The sequence below is a fragment of the Micromonospora coerulea genome (assembly GCF_016598485.1).
GTDB classification, from domain to species: domain Bacteria; phylum Actinomycetota; class Actinomycetes; order Mycobacteriales; family Micromonosporaceae; genus Micromonospora; species Micromonospora coerulea.
The window spans coordinates 1-18,297 of record NZ_JAEMUW010000050.1 but is presented as its reverse complement, the minus strand read 5'-3'; the positions used below and the strand labels follow the sequence as shown (position 1 = coordinate 18,297).

Here is an 18,297-nt window from a genome sequence, read left to right as displayed (position 1 = left end):
CTGACTCCCGGCTGCGACAGGGCAGGGTTCGCAGCGGTCGGAGGGATTCCGTCCCGACGATTCGGCGGGAGACCGTATCGGGGTCGGCGGCCAGCCAGAACACACCCTCGCCGCAGGGGATGCGGGTGGCGTCTGTGATCCAGAACCGATTGCGCCCGGTGGCGGTGAACTGGCGGTTGACCAGAGCCAGCGCAGACCACCCAGGCGTGGCAATCGGGTCAGCATGCTGTAAACATTCATCGGGCCAGCCCCGGCCTGGTCGGTTGGCAGGTCAATGGACTCCGGACGGGGTGGTCTGGTTGCCGGGCACTTCAAGCATCACTACATGACGTTCGACCCCAGGGTCTTTGCGTAGTCGATTCAGGTGCGTCTGACCTGGGCGTATGCGGTGTCACGGCCTGTGTGGAGGGTGACGTGGGACGGGTGCGGCCCGTCGGTGATCATGGAGTTGCTGAGACAACATGACACCGATAAGGACCACACCCGCGCATGTCATCATCGCTGATCGACGTGATCCGTCAGCACGCCCCTGCCCCGTCCGGCACCACGCCCGCCGGCCGGGAGTCGTATGGCCTGTTGGAGGCCTTGGCGCGGGTTCCTGACCCGCGTGACCCGCGAGGGGTCCGGTACCCCTTGGCGAGTGTGCTCGCGGTGACGGTGTGCGCGGTGATGGCCGGGGCGAGCACGTTCGCCGCGATCGGCGACTGGGTTGATGATCTCGATGCGTCGGCGTGGGGTCGGCTCGGGTTCACCGGTCGGGTGCCGGTGCTGACCACGGTGTGGCGGTTGCTGGTCCGCGTCGACGCGCAGACGTTGATGGCGGTCCTGGCCGACTGGCTGTGTTCCCGGCTGTCGGCGCCGCCGCCGACCAGGCGGGTCATCGCCGTTGACGGCAAGGTGGTGCGGGGCGCTGTCCTGCCCGAGGGGCGGGTCCATCTGATGTCGGCCTACGACACGTCGACCGGTGTGGTCCTGGCGCAGGTCCAGGTTGCGGCGAAGTCGAACGAGATTCCTGCGTTCGCTCCGCTGCTGGAGCAGGTCAAGGCGCGGCTGGGCGGCCTGGCGGGCGTGGTGATCGTCGCGGACGCGCTGCATACGCAGGTCGCCCACGGCCGGGCCGTCGCCGCTGCCGGCGGGCACCTGTACGCGTCGGTCAAGGCCAACCAGCCGACCTTGTTCGCCCAGCTCAAGCAGCTGCCCTGGGCGCAGGTGCCGGTCGGGGACCAACACCGCGACACCGGACACGGCCGCCGCGAGACCCGGACGGTCAAGGCGTTGACCGTGCAGACTCCCGGTGGCATCGGCCTTCCCCACGCCCAGCAGGCCGTCCGGATCACCCGCACCCGCGCCGTGGCCGGCAAGCGCACACGAGAGACCGTCTATCTGGTGGCGTCACTGCCCGCCGCCCACGCCCAACCTGCTGACCTGCAGGAATGGGCCCGCCTGGAAGGGCACATCGAGAACCGGATGCACTGGGTCCGCGACGTGACCTTCCACGAAGACGCCCACCGAGCCCGAACCGGCAACGGACCCGCCGTCGCAGCGGTCCTCCGCAACACCGCCATCGGATTCCACTGCGGCAACGGCCAGACCAACATCGCCAGAGCCACCCGACGCGCCAACCGCCGCCCCCACGACCTCATCACCACCGTGACCAGCAGTTACCCAACTACGCAATGACCCTGGGTCCGAACGCCCACGGCACTCGACCCTGTCAAGGTCTCCTCGAGGTAGCCGCGCAGCCGCCGCGCGTAGGGAATCTGCTCGTCGAGCGGCGCGTAGCCGGGCCGGGGCAGTGTGGCGTAGAGCCTGTCCTTGTTGTACCGGGGAAAAACGTGTTGGTGGAAGTGCCATACGTCCTGGTGACCGTCGGGTTCGTTGTGCTGCCGGGTCGACGTGCCTGTGCACCCGGGATACGTTTCCCGGATGGCTCGGGCAATCTGCTGGGACAGGTCGAATACCGCGTGACCCTGCGCTCGTGGGAGGTCGTACAGATTCTCGTGATGCTCGGTCGGCACAACCAGGACGTGGCCCAGGTTCGCGGGCCACATGCGCGGCGAGATGAAGGCGACCGCCTCGGACGAGCGCCACACCACGGTCGCCGGGCTGGACAGGTTGTTGTATCGCCCGACCACGATTCCACAACAGGGGCAGTCGTATCCGGCTGGCTCGTGATTGTGCACCGAGGAATGATACCCGCGGGATTGACCATTTGTCAGCCGCCGCCGTCGCCGCGCGCCGGCGGCACATCACCGACGGGCTGCGGCGGGCCGCGACGGATTCGGCCCCGCCATTTTCCGGGTGCTCCGGGATCCGAATCGTCACCACACCGCGCAGCCGCCCGCGCGTCGGTCGACTGGTTGCCCCCACGGCTGGCGGTGACAATGATGTGACGCATGACGATCATCGCCCATCTGAGCGACACCCACTTCGACGGCACAGAGCGCGCGCTGGCCCGCTCGCGGCAGGTCATGGCCTGCCTGCGTGGTTGCGGCGTCGACGTCATCCTGGTCACCGGCGACCTCACCGACCACGGCGATGTCAAGGAATACGAGCAGGCCAGGGCCGAGCTGGTGGCGGACGTCCCGGTCCTGCTGCTGCCCGGCAACCACGACGACCGGGCCGCCTACCGCAAGGTGCTGCTGGGCGGTGACGGGACGGCGCCGATCAATCAGGTGCACCGGGTCGGTGGCCTGCTGTTCGCCCTGTGCGACTCCACGATTCCCGGCGAGGACGAGGGCCTGCTCGCGGCCGAGACCCTCGACTGGCTGGAAGGAGTGCTCGCCGGGGCCGAGGAACCGGTCCTCGTCTGCCTGCACCACCATCCGGTCCGGTTGAACCACCCGCTCCTCGACAGCATCCGGCTGCGCAACCCCGATGACCTCGCGGCGGTGCTCAGGGCGTCGTCCAGCGCCCTCGCGGTCCTCTGCGGACACGCCCACGCCGCCGCGGCGACGACCTTCGCCGGCCTGCCGATGATCGCCGCACCCGGCGTCTTCTCCACGACCCGCCTGCCGTGGACCACGACGGACGAGCTCGTCTGGTCGAACACCTTCGACCGCGACGACGTGCCCGGCGTGGTGTTCCACGTGGTAGATGACGGCCAATTGACGAGTCACTTCCGCAGCACCGCCGCGTGATCTCATTGCCGGCGATCCACGGGGTCCCCAGAATCCGACGACACCGGTAGAGTGTCGGCCGGTGCGCACAACCGACCCGCCAGTCGTGCTTCAAATCGGGGGATGTACGTGATTCTGACCGGCAGCGAAATCGAAAAGGAATGGGCGAACGGCCGAATTACCATTGAGCCGTTCGTGCCCGAGCAGGTCAATCCGAACAGCTACAATTTCAGGCTCGGCAGGACGTTGCGGGTCTACTCCGGCGAGACGTTGAGTCCCCGAAGCCCCAACGAATTCGTCGAGATCGAGATTCCGGACGATGGCTACGTGCTCGAGCCGGGGAAACTCTATCTCGCACACACGATCGAGGTGCTCGGCAGCGACCACTACGCGCCCACCTTCGCCGCCCGGTCCTCCGTGGCCCGGCTCGGCATGTTCATCAACCTTTCCGCGAGCCTCGGTGACATCGGCTACAAGGGTCAATGGACCCTCCAGCTCTACACGCTGAACCGGATTCGCGTCTACGTCGGCCTCACCATCGGCCAGATGATGTGGTGGAGGCCCCAGGGCGACGTCGAGCTCTATCACGGGAAATACCAGGGTGCGACGGGGCCCCGGTCCAGCGACATCCATATCGACTACGACAAGCAGATCGCCCGGCAGCGCTTCCCGGGCCTCGGCGCGAGCATCTCCGTCGCCCAGGTCGGCCCGAAGTTCGCCGCGCTCGCGTCCAGCAGCCGGGAATTCTCCGTGCCGCCCGCGTTCTGCATACCGGCGGACGAATTCGCGAACGCGCTCTCCGCCGAGCAGTCCGCGGCCCTGGATGAGGCATTCGCCGATCTGCGCGCCACCGTGGGGGCGTTCTACACGGAGTCGCTCGCGCGGATCCAGGAGATCGGCGCCCAGATCCACTTCCCGCAGTCAGCGCACTCCCTGCTCAGGGCGCGGCTGAAGGAGTCCTTCGGCGACGCCGCCGAGCTCCGCGTCGCGGTCAGGTCCTCGGGGCTGGACGAGGACGCCAAGGCCGGCAGCCTCGCCGGCGTGCATCACAGTGTGCTCAACGCGAGCACCCTCGACGAGGTCGTCGCCGCCATCGAGCAGTGCTGGGCGTCCTACTACGACGCTCCCGCCGTCGCCGCGCGACTCCGCGCGGGCAATCACGACGCCTCGCCGAGGCTGGCGGTCATCGTGCAGTCCATGGTGCAGCCCACCGTCGCCGGTGTGGCGTTCACCGGACTGGACGCCGACGCGCCGGACCGGGTGGTGATCGAACATGTCGAAGGCCTGGCGGACCGGCTTGTCGCCGGCGTCGTCACACCGGTCAGGACGACCTCCGACGCGCTCGCCGATGCGCCCGACTCCGTTCTGTCACAGGTGGTCACGCTCACCCGGGCGCTGCGGCACCGGCGCGAGCACCATGTCGACGTCGAGTGGGCGGCCGACGATCGAGGAGTGCACCTGATCCAGGTGCGTCCGCTCACCGCGACCCTGGACCGCACGCGCGCCACGGCGACGCCCGTGGTCCAAGCGGTCCGGATGTATCTGGAGGACGTACCGCCCACGTTCCATCTCGGCGACGTGGCCCGGGTCTACGGCCGTTACGTGGCCAAGCGGGGGCACGCCTACCGGATGGCGGCCGCCAACGGTGCCAGCACCGGAGCCGGCTGGGTGGTGCAGTTCAACGGGCGTGGCCTGAACGACGAGGTGACCGCCACCGAACTGCGAGGGGTGCTGGAGACCGGTCGCGCCACCGAATGCGTGCTGGATCTCGGCGACCAGCTGCGGCAGATCGTGTTGCCCAAGCATGAAGTCGTGCGCCGGCTGGCCGAGCTGTCCGGTGCGCGGCCTGGTGACACCGAGTTGCGGGCCGCCATCATCCGCGACTACTTCCGCGGCGAGTTGGGGATGATCTCTCGTCTGTCCGGGTCCGCACTGGTGGTGGAGTTCACGGCCGACGGCCTCATGGCGCTCAACCGCGGGACCGCCGGCGGCCGGACCATCGTCGTCCGCGATCAGGAGCAGTCGTTCGACGCACCCGGCGATGTGACGGCAGTTCCCGGCGCCGAGCCTCTGCTGCCGCACCTGCCGACACTGGCTCGGCTGACCCGCGCGCTGCACGCCAAACACGGCCCGGTCACCGTGGAGTGGGTGCTCCACGCCGGTGAGCCCTACTTTGTCGACTACTCGGTGATCGGGGACGACCAGGTTATGGCGCCCTCGGGGGACGCGGTGATGATCTCGCCGGGCACCGCCCGTGGCCTGCTGCTCCGTCTAAAGGACGATGAGCTCCTGAGCAGGCTGTCGATCGGTCCCGCGGTCAGCATCGAACGATCCGCCAGCGAGGCGGTCAGTGACGGCATGGCCAAGATCGTGGACAAGGTCCTGGGGCTTCCCGAACCCCCGATCATCCATGCCAGCAGGCCGTACGCCATCCTGTCCGTCCTGATCGGGCACGTCGCGGGCTTCGTGTTCGAGCAGGGGTCGATCCTCGGTCACCTGCCCATACTGTTGCGGGAGTCCGGCGTCCCGGCGGTGGCGGTGGCCCGGCTCGCCGCCGAGGGTGAAGTGATCATCAGCGACGGCACCGTCGCCGGCGTTCCGCGTGGGATCGCCGCCGACACCGACGAATAGGCCCGGTCCCGGAGAGCGGGGCCGGTCGAGGGTGTCGAGGTCGCTTCGCGAGGAGCGACCTCGACCCCCTCGCCCGGTTCCGTCACCACCCTCAGGAGCCGGGCTGTCCGAGCCGGGGTGGGCCAGCGACCAGGTGGACGGTTGCGCCTCAGCGTCGCGGCGACTGAGTCTCGATCGCGCGCGGCACGGCGTCCAGGCTCAGCCGGGAGGGCACAGCGGAGGCCGAGCCGCTGTACTTGCCCGAGTACTCCGAGCGGTCACCCTGCATGGCCCAGAACGCCAGCTTGCCGATGATCATGCCAGGAGAGAGTCGGACCGGCGCGGCGACCGCGATCTCCAACGTCCAGGGGAAGATGGCGCCGCTGTGTCCCAACGGCGCCGAGAACTGGATCCAGACACCGAGCGTCGACACCGACCGGCATGCGTACAGCGTCGTCGCGTAGTGCGGGCTTCCCATCGCTTCCATGGTGCCGCCGAGGTAGAACCGCCCCGGCATGAGCACCATCCCGGCGTCGTCCATGATCGTGGTCTGCGAGGGGATCGGCGACCGCGAATCGATCACCTCCGGCTCGTAGGAGATGATCTCCCGGGCTAGCCGGAACCCGTAGCTGTTGGGCTCCAGACGCTCGGCGTCGAAGTCATCGATGTGGATGCGTCCCGCGAGGACCTCGCGGTGGATCTCCCGGCCGGTGAGGATCACAGCCAGCTCCGCACGACGCGGCGAAGAGCCTCGCGGTGCTCTTCGAGACGACCACTGTTGTCGAGCACGACGTCTGGCTCGATCAGGTCGAGATTGCCCGTCGAGCGGTCCGCCCGGCTCGGGTCGCCCCGCCCGGCCAGTCTCTTCTCCCGCACTTCCGGTGTCGCGGTCACCCGGAGCACCCGGAAGACGTTCGCCCGCAGGATCCTGGCATCGACGAACGGATCGCGAAGGTCGTCGTTGACGACGACGTCGGCTTCCGTGGCGGCCAGCCGGACGAGGAAGTCGTCGGCCAGGGATTCGGGCCTGATCCGGCGCATCGCGTCTGCCAGCGCCTCCATCAGGACCTGGTCCTGCGCCCCGGCCGGCAGGTCCACCCCGGCCGCCCGGTAGACCTGAGTCTGGAGGTCGTACAGCGGTTTGGCGAGTTTGACGGTGGCGCACGTCAGGCCGAGTTCGTCCGCGAACTCCTTGACCAGGGCCGCCGACGTCGACTTGCCGCACCCTGCCAGACCGATGATGGAAATGCGCATTGCTTCGATCTCCCCGTGAATGTCCTGCCTGCCGGTCAACTGCCCTGGATGGCCCCGGCTCCGCTCAGGTTGTCGATGTCACGCAGGAACGACAGCTTCGAATAGAACGTCCGCTCGCGCTCCACGTGGTTGTCAGCGAGGTAGCCGTCGACCAGGCGCGTGAGGCGCTCGAGTTCCGGTTCGATGGTCGCGGCGTCGAGCCCGCTGTGGATCCGGGACCGGTGATAGGCGACCTCGGCCTGCCGCAGGACGTGCTCATCACCCGTCGTGCGCACCTCGTCGATCTCGATGCCGAAGAAGTGGCCGGTCGCGCTCGACTCCAGGTTGACGTCGAATCGGGTCCGGCTGAAGGTGCGCAGCTCTCGCACGGTGAGGTGCGGGTACTCGGCGGCGAGGAAGGCGGCGAAGTCCCTGCCCGGCACCGTGAGGTTGTGCCGGAACGTCTCCACACGCTGCTGCGTGTCTTCGGCGAACGTCTTGTGCTTGAGCATGAAGGCCCCGGAGGGCTGCTCCTGGAAGGCGATGTAGCCGACCTCGTCCGACGGGCTCAGCACCTCGAAGGTGTGCTGGAAGACCTCCCAGCGCTGCACCTCGTTGCCGACGTCCGGAATGAAGCCCGGGAACGCAGGGCTGCCGACCAGGGCGGCGATTTCCGAGGCCATCCGCCAGATCGACACGTCCCCGTGCATGGTGATCTTGTTCTCGATCTCGATACCGGGTACGAGATTGCGGAAGACGTGGTTCTCGACGGCCACGTGTTCACGCAGCTGCCGAGCCGACTCCAGCCCGGCCGCCACCACCTCGTCCTTTGGGGTCGTCGCGGGAACCGTCCACTCGGCCACCTTCCCGAACACCGCACCGACCTCGCGGAGTCGGGTACAGGCCAGCACCTCGACCCTCGTCCGCTCCTGGGCGTCGTGGAGCCGGAGCACCACCACCGGCGACAGGGATCCGATGTGTTCGTGGGCCGCGCCGTCCGGCCACAGTGGTGCGAGCCGCGCCGCCAGCGGCGCCGAGATCGAGCATCCCTGCCAGGTCGGCAGTGCGGCATCGCCGCCGACCCTGATCGGGGCGGCGCCCGCGGCCGACATCCTGACCGACGCGGACGCCGTGTCCGCCGGCCGAAGGTATTCGACGGCCCGGTCGCCACCGTCGTCGTCGACCGGCAGGCCGATCACGACGACCGGCAACAGCCTGCGAGGCACCAGTGAGTACTGGAACGCCGGATCCGCCAGGACGAGCAGCCGGCGCACCGGCAGCCGTTCCCGCTCAACTGAGTGCTGATTCAACGCGTCTCCCGACAGCCCCGTGAAAGAGCCGGTCGCGACACTCCTGGGCCGGCTCGAAGCGCGGCCAGCATAACTGTTGGCCGCAGTGTGGGTGGTCCCTCGCATCGCCGCCAGCGGATACGTCGCCCAATGCCGGGCGCGATCAGGACGCCGACGCCCGGCCGACCCGAAACCGAAATGCGTGGTTGACTCAGGTCCGCGTCGGATGTCATCATCATCGATGATCCACGGGGGTCTGCTCGCGATGCACCGCGTCCATTGCCGGGGCTTCGTCCAGAGCGCCGTTGTGCCGCACTTGCGCCGCCTCACGGGGGTGGGGTTGACGCTCGCTGTTGTCATGCGGGCGAAGCTACGAAGGCTGGGGGTAAGCGGTGGTCCATGCCTCAACCAAACTTGGAGTGTTCGACTCCTGGCACGAGAAGTCGGGGGTACGCGCGAGTCCGCGCCGGACGATCCCCGAGGACGACGACATCCTCAAGGACTTCTTTCCCCGACATCTGGTGGCGCACCTGGCCCATCCCGCCGTGGCCGAGACCGACGAGGTGCTCAAGCGGTACCTGCTGGCCCAGCACATGTACCATTGGATGGGCTTCACGACGGCGTTCGAACTGGCAGTCGTCTGCCGGGCGTCCAAGCTGATCGCCGAGCGCGAGAGTGGCATCGAGGTGCCCGGCGGCGTACGCATGGACGCCTACAAGATCCTCGTCGACGAGAGCTACCACGCGCTCTACAGCTTCGACGCAGTCGAGCAGATCCAGGCACGTTCCGGGATCGAGGCGTTGCCTTACGACTTCCAGCCATTCCTCGTCAACCTCGACCGAATCGGTGACGACCATCCGCAGCATCGGCGGCTGGTCCAGTTGATCCAGGTCTTCGTCTTCGAAACGCTCATCACCGGCCTGCTCGTCGACATTCCGAAGGATCCCAACGTCGTTTCGCTGGTGCGGGAGATCGCTCGTGACCATGCCATAGACGAGGGGCGGCACCACGTCTACTTCGCGGAGTTCTTCGGCCACCTCTGGGGCCAACTCGAGCTGAGTGACAGGCGGCTGGTCGCCGCGTTCCTGCCCGATCTCATCGTCAGGTCACTGCAACCAGCGACGCTTTCCGCATCGACCGCGCTCAACGCGGCCGGCTTCTCGTCGACGGTCACCAGGTCGATCATCGCCGAGTCCTACGACCGCGAGTCGGTGAGCGCCGGCATCAGGTCGGCAGCCGGACGGACCATCGGAATTCTGGAGAATCACGGCGTGCTGGACCTGCCAGGAGCACGAGAGGGCTTCGCGGCAGCAGGACTTCTGCACCCCTGACATCCCCTTGGGAGACGCATGACGGCGAGCGTCATGCGTGACTGCGATTGGAATCCGCTGAATGTCGAAGCCTCCTCACGACCGGCAACTCGTCGTGCTGGGTACGAGTGGGCAGACCGCTGCTCTCGCAAGGCAACTCGGATGCCGGCTCATCCACGTCCAGCAGCCGGGCGGAGCCGTGGAGCAGTACGTCGAGCCGAACTCACTGCGATCGACCTACTACACCGCCGACTACACGGCAGACTCCTTCCTGGACTTCGTCAACCAGGTGCTCCGTCCACTGCGGCCCGACGCCGTGGTCAGCATGCGCGAGGACGGACTCGTACCGGCGGCCGTGGCCGGCCGGCACCTGGGACTGGTCGGAACCCCGCCGGAGGTCGCGGAGACCCTCCGGGACAAGGCGAGGATGCGGGAGCTGCTCGAACTCAAGGCGCCGCACCTCACGGTCCGAGCGGCCGCACCCGCGAGCGTCGACCAGGCCGTTGAGGTCTTCTCCCGGTGGGGCGGTGGCGCGGCGATCCTCAAGCCCCGAGCCAGTTCGGGCAGCCGAGGCGTCGTCCTGGTGGAGAGTGTTGACGACCTCCGCGAGCAGGGGGATCCCGCCCGCCGGATACTGGAGGAGTATCTCCCGGGCCAGGAATACAGCGCGGAGAGCTTCAGTGTCGACGGCACGCATCAGATCGTCGCGATCGTCGAAAAGCACACCACCGCGTCGTTCGTCGAGGTGGCACATGTCGTGCCCGCGCCCTCGCTGGACATCTCGACGAATCCGGTCGTTCGCGATCAGCTGATCGAGTTCCTCGACGTCGTCGGCCTCGCCAACGGGCCCGCGCACACCGAGTTCAAGTTGGCCCCCGGCGGCATCAAGATCATCGAGTCGCACAACCGGATCGGCGGTGACGGCATCGCCGACCTCGTCCGCCTCACCACCGGAATCGACCTGCTGCGCTGGGGCCTGGGCTGGCAGGTCGGTCTCGGCGGACCTGATCCCCGGCCGCGCCCTGCCGCGGCTGCCGCCGCGGTCGCCTTCGCGACCGCGCCGGAGGGCGTGGTGGAATCGGTCGCCCTGCCGGAGCTGACGTTCCCGGACGCGACCGTGGAGGCGGTATGCGCGCTCGTGGGGGTGGGCGACAGCGTCACCGCCTTGACGAGTTCGTCGGCGCGGGTGGGCAGCGCGAGTGCCTCCGGCGCCGATGCGTCGCGGGTCCTCGCCGCCGCGCGCACGCTGGCCGCTGGCATCCAGGTCGTCACCCGGCCGGTCGGGGGGTCACGATGAGGCGTCCGCTGCTGATCATCAACCGCAATCCCCACCGCACGCTCTTCGACGGGGAACGCTGCCTGGTGCCGCTCGCCGAGGTGGAGCCGCATCTGGTCACCAATCCGTGGCTGGTGGAACGGCTCGACTCCCGCACCTTCCGGCACACCACCGTGTGCGACTTCGCCATCGACGAGCGCGTGGAGAGCACCTGCGACTGGATCGTCAGAACGAACGGCATCCAGGGCATCGTGGCGCTGCACGAGAAGATGGTCATGATGGCGGCACGGCTGCGGACCGCCCATGGGCTGCCCGGACTCCAGCTCGACACCGCGCTGCTCTTCCGGGACAAGATCCGGATGAAGACCGCGGTGCGCGCTCACGGCGTGACCGTCCCCGACTTCCGGGCGCTCGACGGCGAGGATGACCTGGCCGCGGTCGACTGGAGCGTGGGCCGCCACGTCATCAAGCCGCGCGCCGGACTCGGCTCGCGGCAGGCGCACGTCGTCGACTCCCTGGCCGCCGCGCGGGAGGTGTGGCACGCCCTCGGAACGGGCGCCGGCGAGTACCAGATCGAACAGTTCATCACCGGGGACATGTACCACTGTGACGGTGTCGTCCAGGATGGCGCGCTGCTCCATGCCAGTGTCGGTCGATATCTCGTACGGCCGGGCCACTTCGCTCCCGGCGCGACCGCGGGGAGCTACCTGCTACCGGCCGGCGAACTGGCCCAGCGGATCGTCGACCTGCACGGCCGGGTGGTCGCCGCCCTCGGGCTGAGGTCCGGCGTGACCCACCTGGAGGTCTTCCACACGTCCGAGGGGGGTGAGCTGGTGTTCTGCGAGATCGCGGCGCGCCCCGGTGGCGGCGGGATCGACCGCATGATCCTGCACAGGGACGGCGTGCACATCAGGGAGGCGGCGATCCGCATCGAGGCCGGCCTCGCGGTGCCGACCGCCCATCGGCCGGTGCCGGCGGCGCAGAAGTCCGTGTGGGGCCGGGTCGGGATCTATCCCGGCGGCCCGGAGCCGGTGGAGCTGACGGCACAGGAGTGCGCCGAGCTCGGAGTCGTGGAGCAGGAGCACTGTCCGGACGCCGGCGGTAAGGACCGTGTGCCACAGCACAGCACGGACTACGCCCACCGGTTCATCGTGCATGCCGACAGTCCGGCCGACTTCGTGGCGAAGGCCGCCCGGCTGAAGGCTGCCGTCGCGGCGGGATCGCCCGCCGGGTGAGCGGTTGCGGCCCGGAGCGGTCGATCCGGCCGGGATCTGGTGCAGAAGCTGACATACGACAGGCGTCACGGGCCCGTTAGCGAACAAAGGTGCAGAGGCATGAAGTTGTCGGCATCGAGGTACGAGATCTCGTCCGGGTCCATGGCCGCGGCGATCGCGCCCGGCGAGCTGTCGACGGAATCTCGTTCGACGTCGCCCGAGGCGAGTTCTCCGGGATCCTCGGCCCTAACGGGGCGGGGAGGACGACCACGATCAAGATGATGCTGACCACGCTGCTACCAGGCACCCAAGCGGGACCACGGGGTGTAAAACGGTCTGTTAAGGTCCCTCGCATGCCACAGCCCAGGACCCCTAGGCGTGATGCCTGTTCCGGGTCGCGTCTCGTCCATGGTGGAGGTGCCGCGACGGAGGGGCCACTGATGTGCATTCCTGAGCGCCTGACACTGCCACGGTCCGCGATGGACCGGCCACATTACGCCATCGGCGTCTAGGGTCTTTATCCGACTTGCCACCGCTTCGCGGATATACGAGTAAGAGGTAACCAAGCAGCCTTTCCCGTGCGGCTTTCCTCCAGCCCCCGGGAAGGATGCACCTGCAGGAGGCAGACATTGCGGCTCGCACTGGTTGGATTTGGTGAAGGCCGAGCCAAGGCACTCGCGCGATCGGCTGCCGAACTGGGCCTGGAAGTTGTCGTCTTCGAGGACCCGGACGTCTGCCGCAAGAGGCGAGTGGACGAGCGCGCGGCCGACTATCCGATGATCACCAAAGTCGTCGCGGCGCGCTATGTCTCGTCCGACGACATGGTCGAAGCCATCGTCGCGGAGCACAAGAACGACCCGTTCGACGCCGTGTCTCCAGGGCTTGAGTACACGGTGGTCGAGGCAGCCCGGGCGGCCGAGCGGCTGGGCCTGCGCGGCGCCGGAACCGACGCCGCCCGGCTGTTGCGCGACAAACTGCTCCTGCGTGCCCGCGCGCAGGAGGATGGCATCGCCAATCCGCGCTGGCAGGAGGTCCACGATGCCCGGCAGATTGCGGCGTTCGCGGCCGGAGCGGACCGGATCGTGCTCAAACCGGCGAACAGGCAGGCCAGCCTGGGCGTACAGATCCTCTCCGCCGGCGACGACCTGGACAGCGCGTGGGCAGAGACCGTCGCCGCAGACGAGCAGACGCTGATCCCCGACGAGCCGCCCCGTTGGCGGTTCATGGTCGAGGACCTGGTGGTCGGCGAGGAATTCAGCGTGGAACTGCTCGTGGACCGGGGACGGACGGTCTTCGGCAACACCACCGGCAAGGCGGTTCAGGCCGGGCGGTACCCGGTGGAGCTCGGCCACACCGTGCCCGCCCCGATCAGCGACACCCTCGGGGCGAAGCTGGTCGCCGCGACGGAGGCCCTGGCCGAGGCGATCGGCTACGACACGGGAGTTCTGCACGCCGAGTGGATCGTCGCCGACGGCGAGCCGGTGCTCGTCGAGTGCGCGGGGCGCCTACCGGGCGACTCGATCGTAGATCTGATCGACCATGCCTACGGTACCGATCTCTCGGCTGCGCTCCTGCGACTGCTGGCCGGGCAGGAGCTGTGTCTGCCGCGCCGAGCACAGGCCGCCGCGGCCATCCGGTTCCTGTCAGTGCCACCTGGCGTCGTCTACGCGGTGGAAGGCGCAGGCCTTGCTGAGGGTTCGGCTGGAGTCGTCCGGTGCATCGTGAAGGTGAAACCGGGCGACCGGGTGACTCCGGCGCGCAGCTCATGGGAACGATCCGGGCACGTCATAGCGCTCGGGGGGACCCCGTCGGAGGCCTCGTCGCGGGCCGAAGCAGCCGCCAATCTCGTACGGATCCGAACGACCTGAGCGACTCCGGTAGCACCAGCCCGTACCAACGAGGAGACGGCGTGGGCTCTGCAGATTTACGTCTCATTGAAACCGACCAGGCCGGCGGTGACATGCTGGCGTCACCTACGGCGACCGCCCACATGTGGTTGGTTCGACGTAGGCCGTCGGGCTCATGACCGCTCACTTCAACGGCCGCCGCTCGCCGCAGCTGGACAGCGAGCCCGACGCCCACCAGTCGCAGGCCGGGAACACCGCGCTGATCGGCAGCGGGCGTGACTCCGTGGACGAACCACCGACCACTCCCGGCCGTAGACGGAGGTGGCAGCGGCTGGCCGACACGCTGCCGACCGGGCGCGTCGGGCGGCAGCTGGCGCTCATGGCGCTCATCGACTCCACCGGTACGGGTGCCTTTCTTGCGGTGTCGGTCATCTTCCTCACCCGGGCCGTCGGCCTGTCGGTGAGTGTCGTCTCGCTGGGCCTGGCGCTCAGCGGTGCGATCGCCCTGCTGACCACGATCCCCATCGGCGGCATCGCAGACCGGTTCGGGCCGCGCCGGGTGCTGGTGGTGCTCACCATCTGGCGGGCGTTGTGCTACACCGCGTACGCATGGGTGACCGGGGCCACGAGCTTCCTGGCCGTGGTATGCATCCTGGCCCTGGTCGACAGGCCTTCGGGGCCCATCGTGCAGGCGCTCGTCGGTCAGGTGGTAGCCGACAATGATCGCGTGCGCGCCATGGCGGTGATGCGCTCGCTGCGCAATGTCGGCTTCACGCTCGGTGCGATGCTGGGTAGCGTCGCCTTGGCCGTCGACAGCCGTTGGGCGTACACCGCGGTCCTGATGGTCAATGGCCTCTCCTTCGCCGGCATGGCCGTCATCGTGATGCGCCTACCGCGGAAGGCGCGGGCCACCACTTCGGCCGTGAAGCGCACCATCTTCTTCCGAGTGCTGCGCGACCTGCCGTACGCGACCCTCGCCGCCATGAACTCCGTGATGACGCTCCACATGCCGCTGCTCAGCATCGGCATCCCGCTGTGGATCACGACCAACACCAACGCACCCAGGGCGGTCGTCGCTCCTCTGCTCGCGGTCAACACGATCCTGGCCGTCGTTCTCCAGGTTCGCTTCAGCCGAGGCTCGGAGACACCCACAGGGGCGGCCATGTCCATGCGCCGTGCCGGCATCGCGTTGGCGGTCTGCTGCGTACTGCTGGCGACTCTTCCCCCGCTCCCCACCTGGGTCGCGGTGGCGGTGCTGGTCGTTGCCATGGTGGCCCTGACCGCGGGCGAGCTGTACCAGTCAGCGGCCGGGTGGGGACTGTCCTTCGAGCTTGCCAGGGAGAATCAGCACAGCGCCTACCTCTCTGTCTTCTGGCTGGGCCTCAGCATTCAACAGATCGCAGCTCCCCTGCTCATGGGCGCGATTGTCTCGCACGGCCCAACGGCCTGGATCCTGCTCGGCCTCGGCATCACCGTGACGGGACTGGCCGTTCCACGTGCCACCCGCTGGGCGATCGCGGTCCGAGCTCGCGAGACAACGCCAGCGGTCCCGTGATTTCCGGGCGGTCGCTCGGCCCGTCCGCCTGGCCGCGCGGACCTCGGCCCGCAAGGGCCGGTCGCCGGCGCCTCGCTGGTCTCCGCCTCGTGCAGCGCGCTGCGGCTCGATCGACCTCTATCTGCGTTACGCCTTCTTCCTGCCCAACATCCTGGTCTTCGCGATGCTGCTGTTCTGCGGTATCAACCTGTCCACCGCGGAGACCCCGGCCGCGACGCGCGTGGTCGGCGATTTCATGCCGCTGACCCACGGCCTACGCGCGGTGCGGGACGTCCTTGCCGGCCGGAGCGTCGCGACCGGCGACTGGCTGCGGGAGCTGGCGATCGGCGTGGCCTGTACCGTCATCGCCTGCGTGCTGTTGCAGGTGTTCGCCCGCCAAGCAAGGGCTGACGCGAGCCTGGACATCAGCGCGTGAGGTGCCACGTCCCGGTCGGTGCCGGCCCCTCCCGGAGTGCCGCTGCACCGACCCCCCAGGGCCGTCGCGGCGGGTGACGCAGGCTCGCTTCCACCAGTAGTTGAGCGAGCCTGCGACTCGGTACGGCCACAGGGTCCTGAGCGCTTCCCGTCGGCCAGCAGGGATCAACGGGGGCGACGGGCAGGTCCCGCTCCCGGAACCGATCGACGCCCTTCGGTTCCTGCCGCCGCTCGCTCGGCCGCCGGCACACCTCGCCGGCCGCCGGGAGCGGCACGGGGCGGGGGAAAGACCGGCCGTCGGCGGCGTACCCCGACCACCAGTTTCCCCCCGACGCGACTCGCCCCATGGGCGGGACGACCCCGCTCCACCACCCAGCGGTGCGCCCGTGTCACCCCTGCTTCGTCGGCTGGCCGAAATACTTGACCGTCACCACGCCAACCGGCAAGTGGCTACCCATCAACGCGGACGGGACCGAGTACCGACCGATAGCGGCCATCCCCGTGACCCGCCACCGCCGGCGCATGATCCCCAGCCCCTGGCCCGCGACCGACCACGCCTGACGACAGCAACCGTGGAGAGCCCGTTGCGCGGAGACGCGCACGGCGGGTTCGGCGAGCGGCCTGGAGAAACGGACCAGCAGCAATGCCGGCACCGCGCTCCAGGCCGACTCAACTAAGGCGTGTTTCGTAAGTCAGGCTGGCAGCGTCGAGGTCACGGCGTGGCGGTGGTGGATAACTGAAGAGGTCTCCGGTAACTGGTTCTGCGACCAAGCAAGAACTTCATACCGGAGACCTCGTGCCCAGCGTAGCGGTGACGAGGCGGCATGACCTGACCGACGGGCAGTGGGCTGTTCTGGCTCCGTTGCTGCCTGCCGCGCCGATGACGGGTCGTCCGCCGAAGTGGGAGAAGCGACAGCTCATCGACGGGATCCGGTGGCGGATCCGGATTGGTGCCCCGTGGCGTGACGTCCCGGCTGAGTACGCGCCCTGGCCCACCGTCTACGGCCTGTTCCGCCGCTGGCAACGTGACGGGACCTGGGACAAGATACTGTCCGCGTTGCAAGCCGCCGGCGACGCGACCGGCCGGATCGGCTGGACGGTGAGCGTGGACTCGATGACCAGCCGCGCCCACCAGCACGCCGCGGGCGCCCGTACCGATGGGCATCTGCAGAAGGAACCACCCGGCGGCGTGCACGACGAGCCAGCCGACCACGCGCTGGGTCGATCACGTGGCGGGCTGACCACCAAGACTCACCTGGCCTGCGAGCAGGGTCAGAAGGTCCTCTCGATGATCGTGACCGCCGGGCACCGTGGTGACAGCCCGCAGTTCATCCCCGTCCTGCGCCGCATCCGCGTGACCCGCCTCGGTGTGGGCCGGCCCCGCACCTGCCCCGACCTGGTCCTGGCCGACAAGGCCTACACCAGCCGCGGCAACCGCGCCCACCTCCGCTCACGCGGGATCAAGGCCTGCATCCCCAGCAAGACCGACCAGAACGCCCACCGCAAAGCCAAAGGCTCCAAAGGCGGCCGCCCACCCGCCTTCGACCCGCAGCTCTACCGGCTACGCCACGCCGTCGAGAACGGCATCAACCGCCTCAAACGCCACCGCGGAGTCGCCACCCGCTACGACAAGCTCGCCGTCCGCTTCCAAGCCGTCCTGACCATCACCATCATCACCGAGTGGCTCTGACCGGCTTATGAAACACGCCTTAGTCCGATGCTCCCTATCTGCTGGCAGCAGCGTGACGGGCACCGGACCGATGCCGCGCCAGCCCCACGATTGCCGCCGCCCTCTCAGCATGACCAGGTCTGCCGCGATCGCCCGCTCGATGACTGCATCGGCCGGCAAGATCACGCCAGCACGGATTCACCTTCAGGGCTGGGCGCGCGTTCCAGATTGAACCAGAAAACCGGAGCATTTCGGCGCGACCGACCCATGCCGGTCCCCGGCCCGGGCCACCGCCTCATCGTCAGCGCCACCGGGCGGGGCATCGGCGCCACCAACGTCGCGACAAGGTCCAATGTAGCCACGGATGAAGGAAAGGCGCAGCGCCGGTTCAGCGGCGGCATCTTGGACGATCTCCACGACGCAGCAGTCCAGACTCGACGAGTGGGGGACCACCACCGTAGGCGCCACCTTCCCGATCTTGCTTCTCCCCTACCAGCCCGGACCCCACCGGACCCACACCCAACCCTGCTCGGAAGGTCGCTGGGTACGGCCGGTCGGCATCACTCGGCACCCTGCTCCCAAACTGCTCCCAAAGTAAGGGGCGATATCAGAAAAGCTCGTTACCGGCGACTCCCGGCAACGAGCTTCCTACCTGCGGATATTGATGGTGGGCGATACTGGGATCGAACCAGTGACCTCTTCGGTGTGAAACGGGACGCTGCACCGCCCGTGACCTGCGAAAACGTAAACCCGCAGGTTAG

Annotated in this window: 15 protein-coding genes; 11 read left to right on the top strand and 4 right to left on the bottom strand. The window is 68.4% G+C overall.

Going from position 1 to position 18,297, the window contains the following annotated elements; translation table 11 throughout:
* Positions 1-489 precede the first annotated feature (489 nt).
* Complete coding sequence (locus I8N68_RS31190; RefSeq protein WP_267909710.1) at positions 490-1,680, top strand: ISAs1 family transposase; 1,191 nt, start codon at positions 490-492, stop codon at positions 1,678-1,680.
* Here I8N68_RS31190 and I8N68_RS31185 read toward each other — a convergent pair.
* On the bottom strand, positions 1,662-2,183 hold the full coding sequence (locus tag I8N68_RS31185; protein WP_200216701.1) for an HIT family protein: 522 nt from the start codon (positions 2,181-2,183) through the stop codon (positions 1,662-1,664). The genes I8N68_RS31190 and I8N68_RS31185 overlap by 19 nt on opposite strands.
* A gap of 213 nt (positions 2,184-2,396) precedes the next feature.
* On the opposite strand from I8N68_RS31185, the gene I8N68_RS31180 reads away from it, so the two are divergent.
* Together I8N68_RS31180 and I8N68_RS31175 are read left to right on the top strand one after the other, a co-directional pair.
* Positions 2,397-3,140: a metallophosphoesterase gene (locus I8N68_RS31180; RefSeq protein ID WP_200216700.1), complete on the top strand. Its 744-nt coding sequence runs from the start codon at positions 2,397-2,399 to the stop codon at positions 3,138-3,140.
* 102 nt (positions 3,141-3,242) lie between these two features.
* Complete coding sequence (locus I8N68_RS31175; RefSeq protein WP_234040933.1) at positions 3,243-5,750, top strand: PEP/pyruvate-binding domain-containing protein; 2,508 nt, start codon at positions 3,243-3,245, stop codon at positions 5,748-5,750.
* 148 nt (positions 5,751-5,898) lie between these two features.
* Here I8N68_RS31175 and I8N68_RS31170 read toward each other — a convergent pair whose 3' ends face one another.
* Genes I8N68_RS31170 through I8N68_RS31160 form a run of 3 tightly spaced genes read right to left on the bottom strand, consistent with a single transcriptional unit; the run spans position 5,899 to position 8,581 of the window.
* A complete protein-coding gene (locus I8N68_RS31170) occupies positions 5,899-6,450 on the bottom strand; it encodes a dCTP deaminase (RefSeq protein WP_200216699.1) in 552 nt (183 codons plus the stop codon).
* Complete coding sequence (locus tag I8N68_RS31165) at positions 6,447-7,022, bottom strand: hypothetical protein (protein WP_234040932.1); 576 nt, start codon at positions 7,020-7,022, stop codon at positions 6,447-6,449. Before I8N68_RS31165 ends, I8N68_RS31170 begins: the two co-directional genes overlap by 4 nt.
* Positions 7,019-8,581 carry a hypothetical protein gene (locus I8N68_RS31160; protein ID WP_200216698.1) on the bottom strand — a complete coding sequence of 521 codons (1,563 nt, stop codon included), beginning with the start codon at positions 8,579-8,581 and terminating at the stop codon, positions 7,019-7,021. Before I8N68_RS31160 ends, I8N68_RS31165 begins: the two co-directional genes overlap by 4 nt.
* 89 nt (positions 8,582-8,670) lie before the next feature.
* Between I8N68_RS31160 and I8N68_RS31155 the strand changes: the two genes are divergently transcribed.
* The 8 genes from I8N68_RS31155 to I8N68_RS31120 all read left to right on the top strand — a co-directional run bounded on the left by I8N68_RS31155 (position 8,671) and on the right by I8N68_RS31120 (position 17,557).
* Positions 8,671-9,582: a diiron oxygenase gene (locus I8N68_RS31155; RefSeq protein WP_200216697.1), complete on the top strand. Its 912-nt coding sequence runs from the start codon at positions 8,671-8,673 to the stop codon at positions 9,580-9,582.
* 61 nt (positions 9,583-9,643) lie between these two features.
* Positions 9,644-10,858: an ATP-grasp domain-containing protein gene (locus tag I8N68_RS31150; RefSeq protein WP_200216696.1), complete on the top strand. Its 1,215-nt coding sequence runs from the start codon at positions 9,644-9,646 to the stop codon at positions 10,856-10,858.
* Entirely contained in the window at positions 10,855-12,072 is a 1,218-nt protein-coding gene (locus I8N68_RS31145) for an ATP-grasp domain-containing protein (RefSeq protein ID WP_200216695.1), read from the top strand. Before I8N68_RS31150 ends, I8N68_RS31145 begins: the two co-directional genes overlap by 4 nt.
* 89 nt (positions 12,073-12,161) lie before the next feature.
* Positions 12,162-12,563 (top strand): ATP-binding cassette domain-containing protein, encoded by a 402-nt coding sequence (locus I8N68_RS31140; RefSeq protein WP_307813048.1) that lies wholly within the window; start codon positions 12,162-12,164, stop codon positions 12,561-12,563.
* Positions 12,564-12,680: 117 nt separating this feature from the next.
* Positions 12,681-13,919 carry an ATP-grasp domain-containing protein gene (locus tag I8N68_RS31135; protein WP_200216694.1) on the top strand — a complete coding sequence of 413 codons (1,239 nt, stop codon included), beginning with the start codon at positions 12,681-12,683 and terminating at the stop codon, positions 13,917-13,919.
* A 154-nt stretch (positions 13,920-14,073) separates the two neighbouring features.
* Positions 14,074-15,453, top strand: a complete 1,380-nt coding sequence (locus I8N68_RS31130; RefSeq protein WP_200216693.1) for an MFS transporter — start codon at positions 14,074-14,076, stop codon at positions 15,451-15,453.
* Positions 15,454-15,616: 163 nt separating this feature from the next.
* Positions 15,617-15,868, top strand: coding sequence for an ABC transporter permease (locus I8N68_RS31125; protein WP_200216692.1), 252 nt, complete (start codon positions 15,617-15,619; stop codon positions 15,866-15,868).
* A 795-nt stretch (positions 15,869-16,663) separates the two neighbouring features.
* Complete coding sequence (locus I8N68_RS31120; protein ID WP_200216691.1) at positions 16,664-17,557, top strand: IS5 family transposase; 894 nt, start codon at positions 16,664-16,666, stop codon at positions 17,555-17,557.
* Positions 17,558-18,297 lie beyond the last annotated feature (740 nt).

Bases quoted from the DNA above. Each gene is read 5' to 3' on its own strand.
- I8N68_RS31145 (WP_200216695.1), top strand. From the start codon at position 10,855: ATGAGGCGTCCGCTGCTGATCATCAACCGCAATCCCCACCGCACGCTC.
- I8N68_RS31175 (WP_234040933.1), top strand. From the start codon at position 3,243: ATGTACGTGATTCTGACCGGCAGCGAAATCGAAAAGGAATGGGCGAAC.
- I8N68_RS31125 (WP_200216692.1), top strand. From the start codon at position 15,617: ATGCTGCTGTTCTGCGGTATCAACCTGTCCACCGCGGAGACCCCGGCC.
- I8N68_RS31190 (WP_267909710.1), top strand. From the start codon at position 490: ATGTCATCATCGCTGATCGACGTGATCCGTCAGCACGCCCCTGCCCCG.
- I8N68_RS31130 (WP_200216693.1), top strand. From the start codon at position 14,074: ATGACCGCTCACTTCAACGGCCGCCGCTCGCCGCAGCTGGACAGCGAG.
- I8N68_RS31180 (WP_200216700.1), top strand. From the start codon at position 2,397: ATGACGATCATCGCCCATCTGAGCGACACCCACTTCGACGGCACAGAG.
- I8N68_RS31150 (WP_200216696.1), top strand. From the start codon at position 9,644: ATGTCGAAGCCTCCTCACGACCGGCAACTCGTCGTGCTGGGTACGAGT.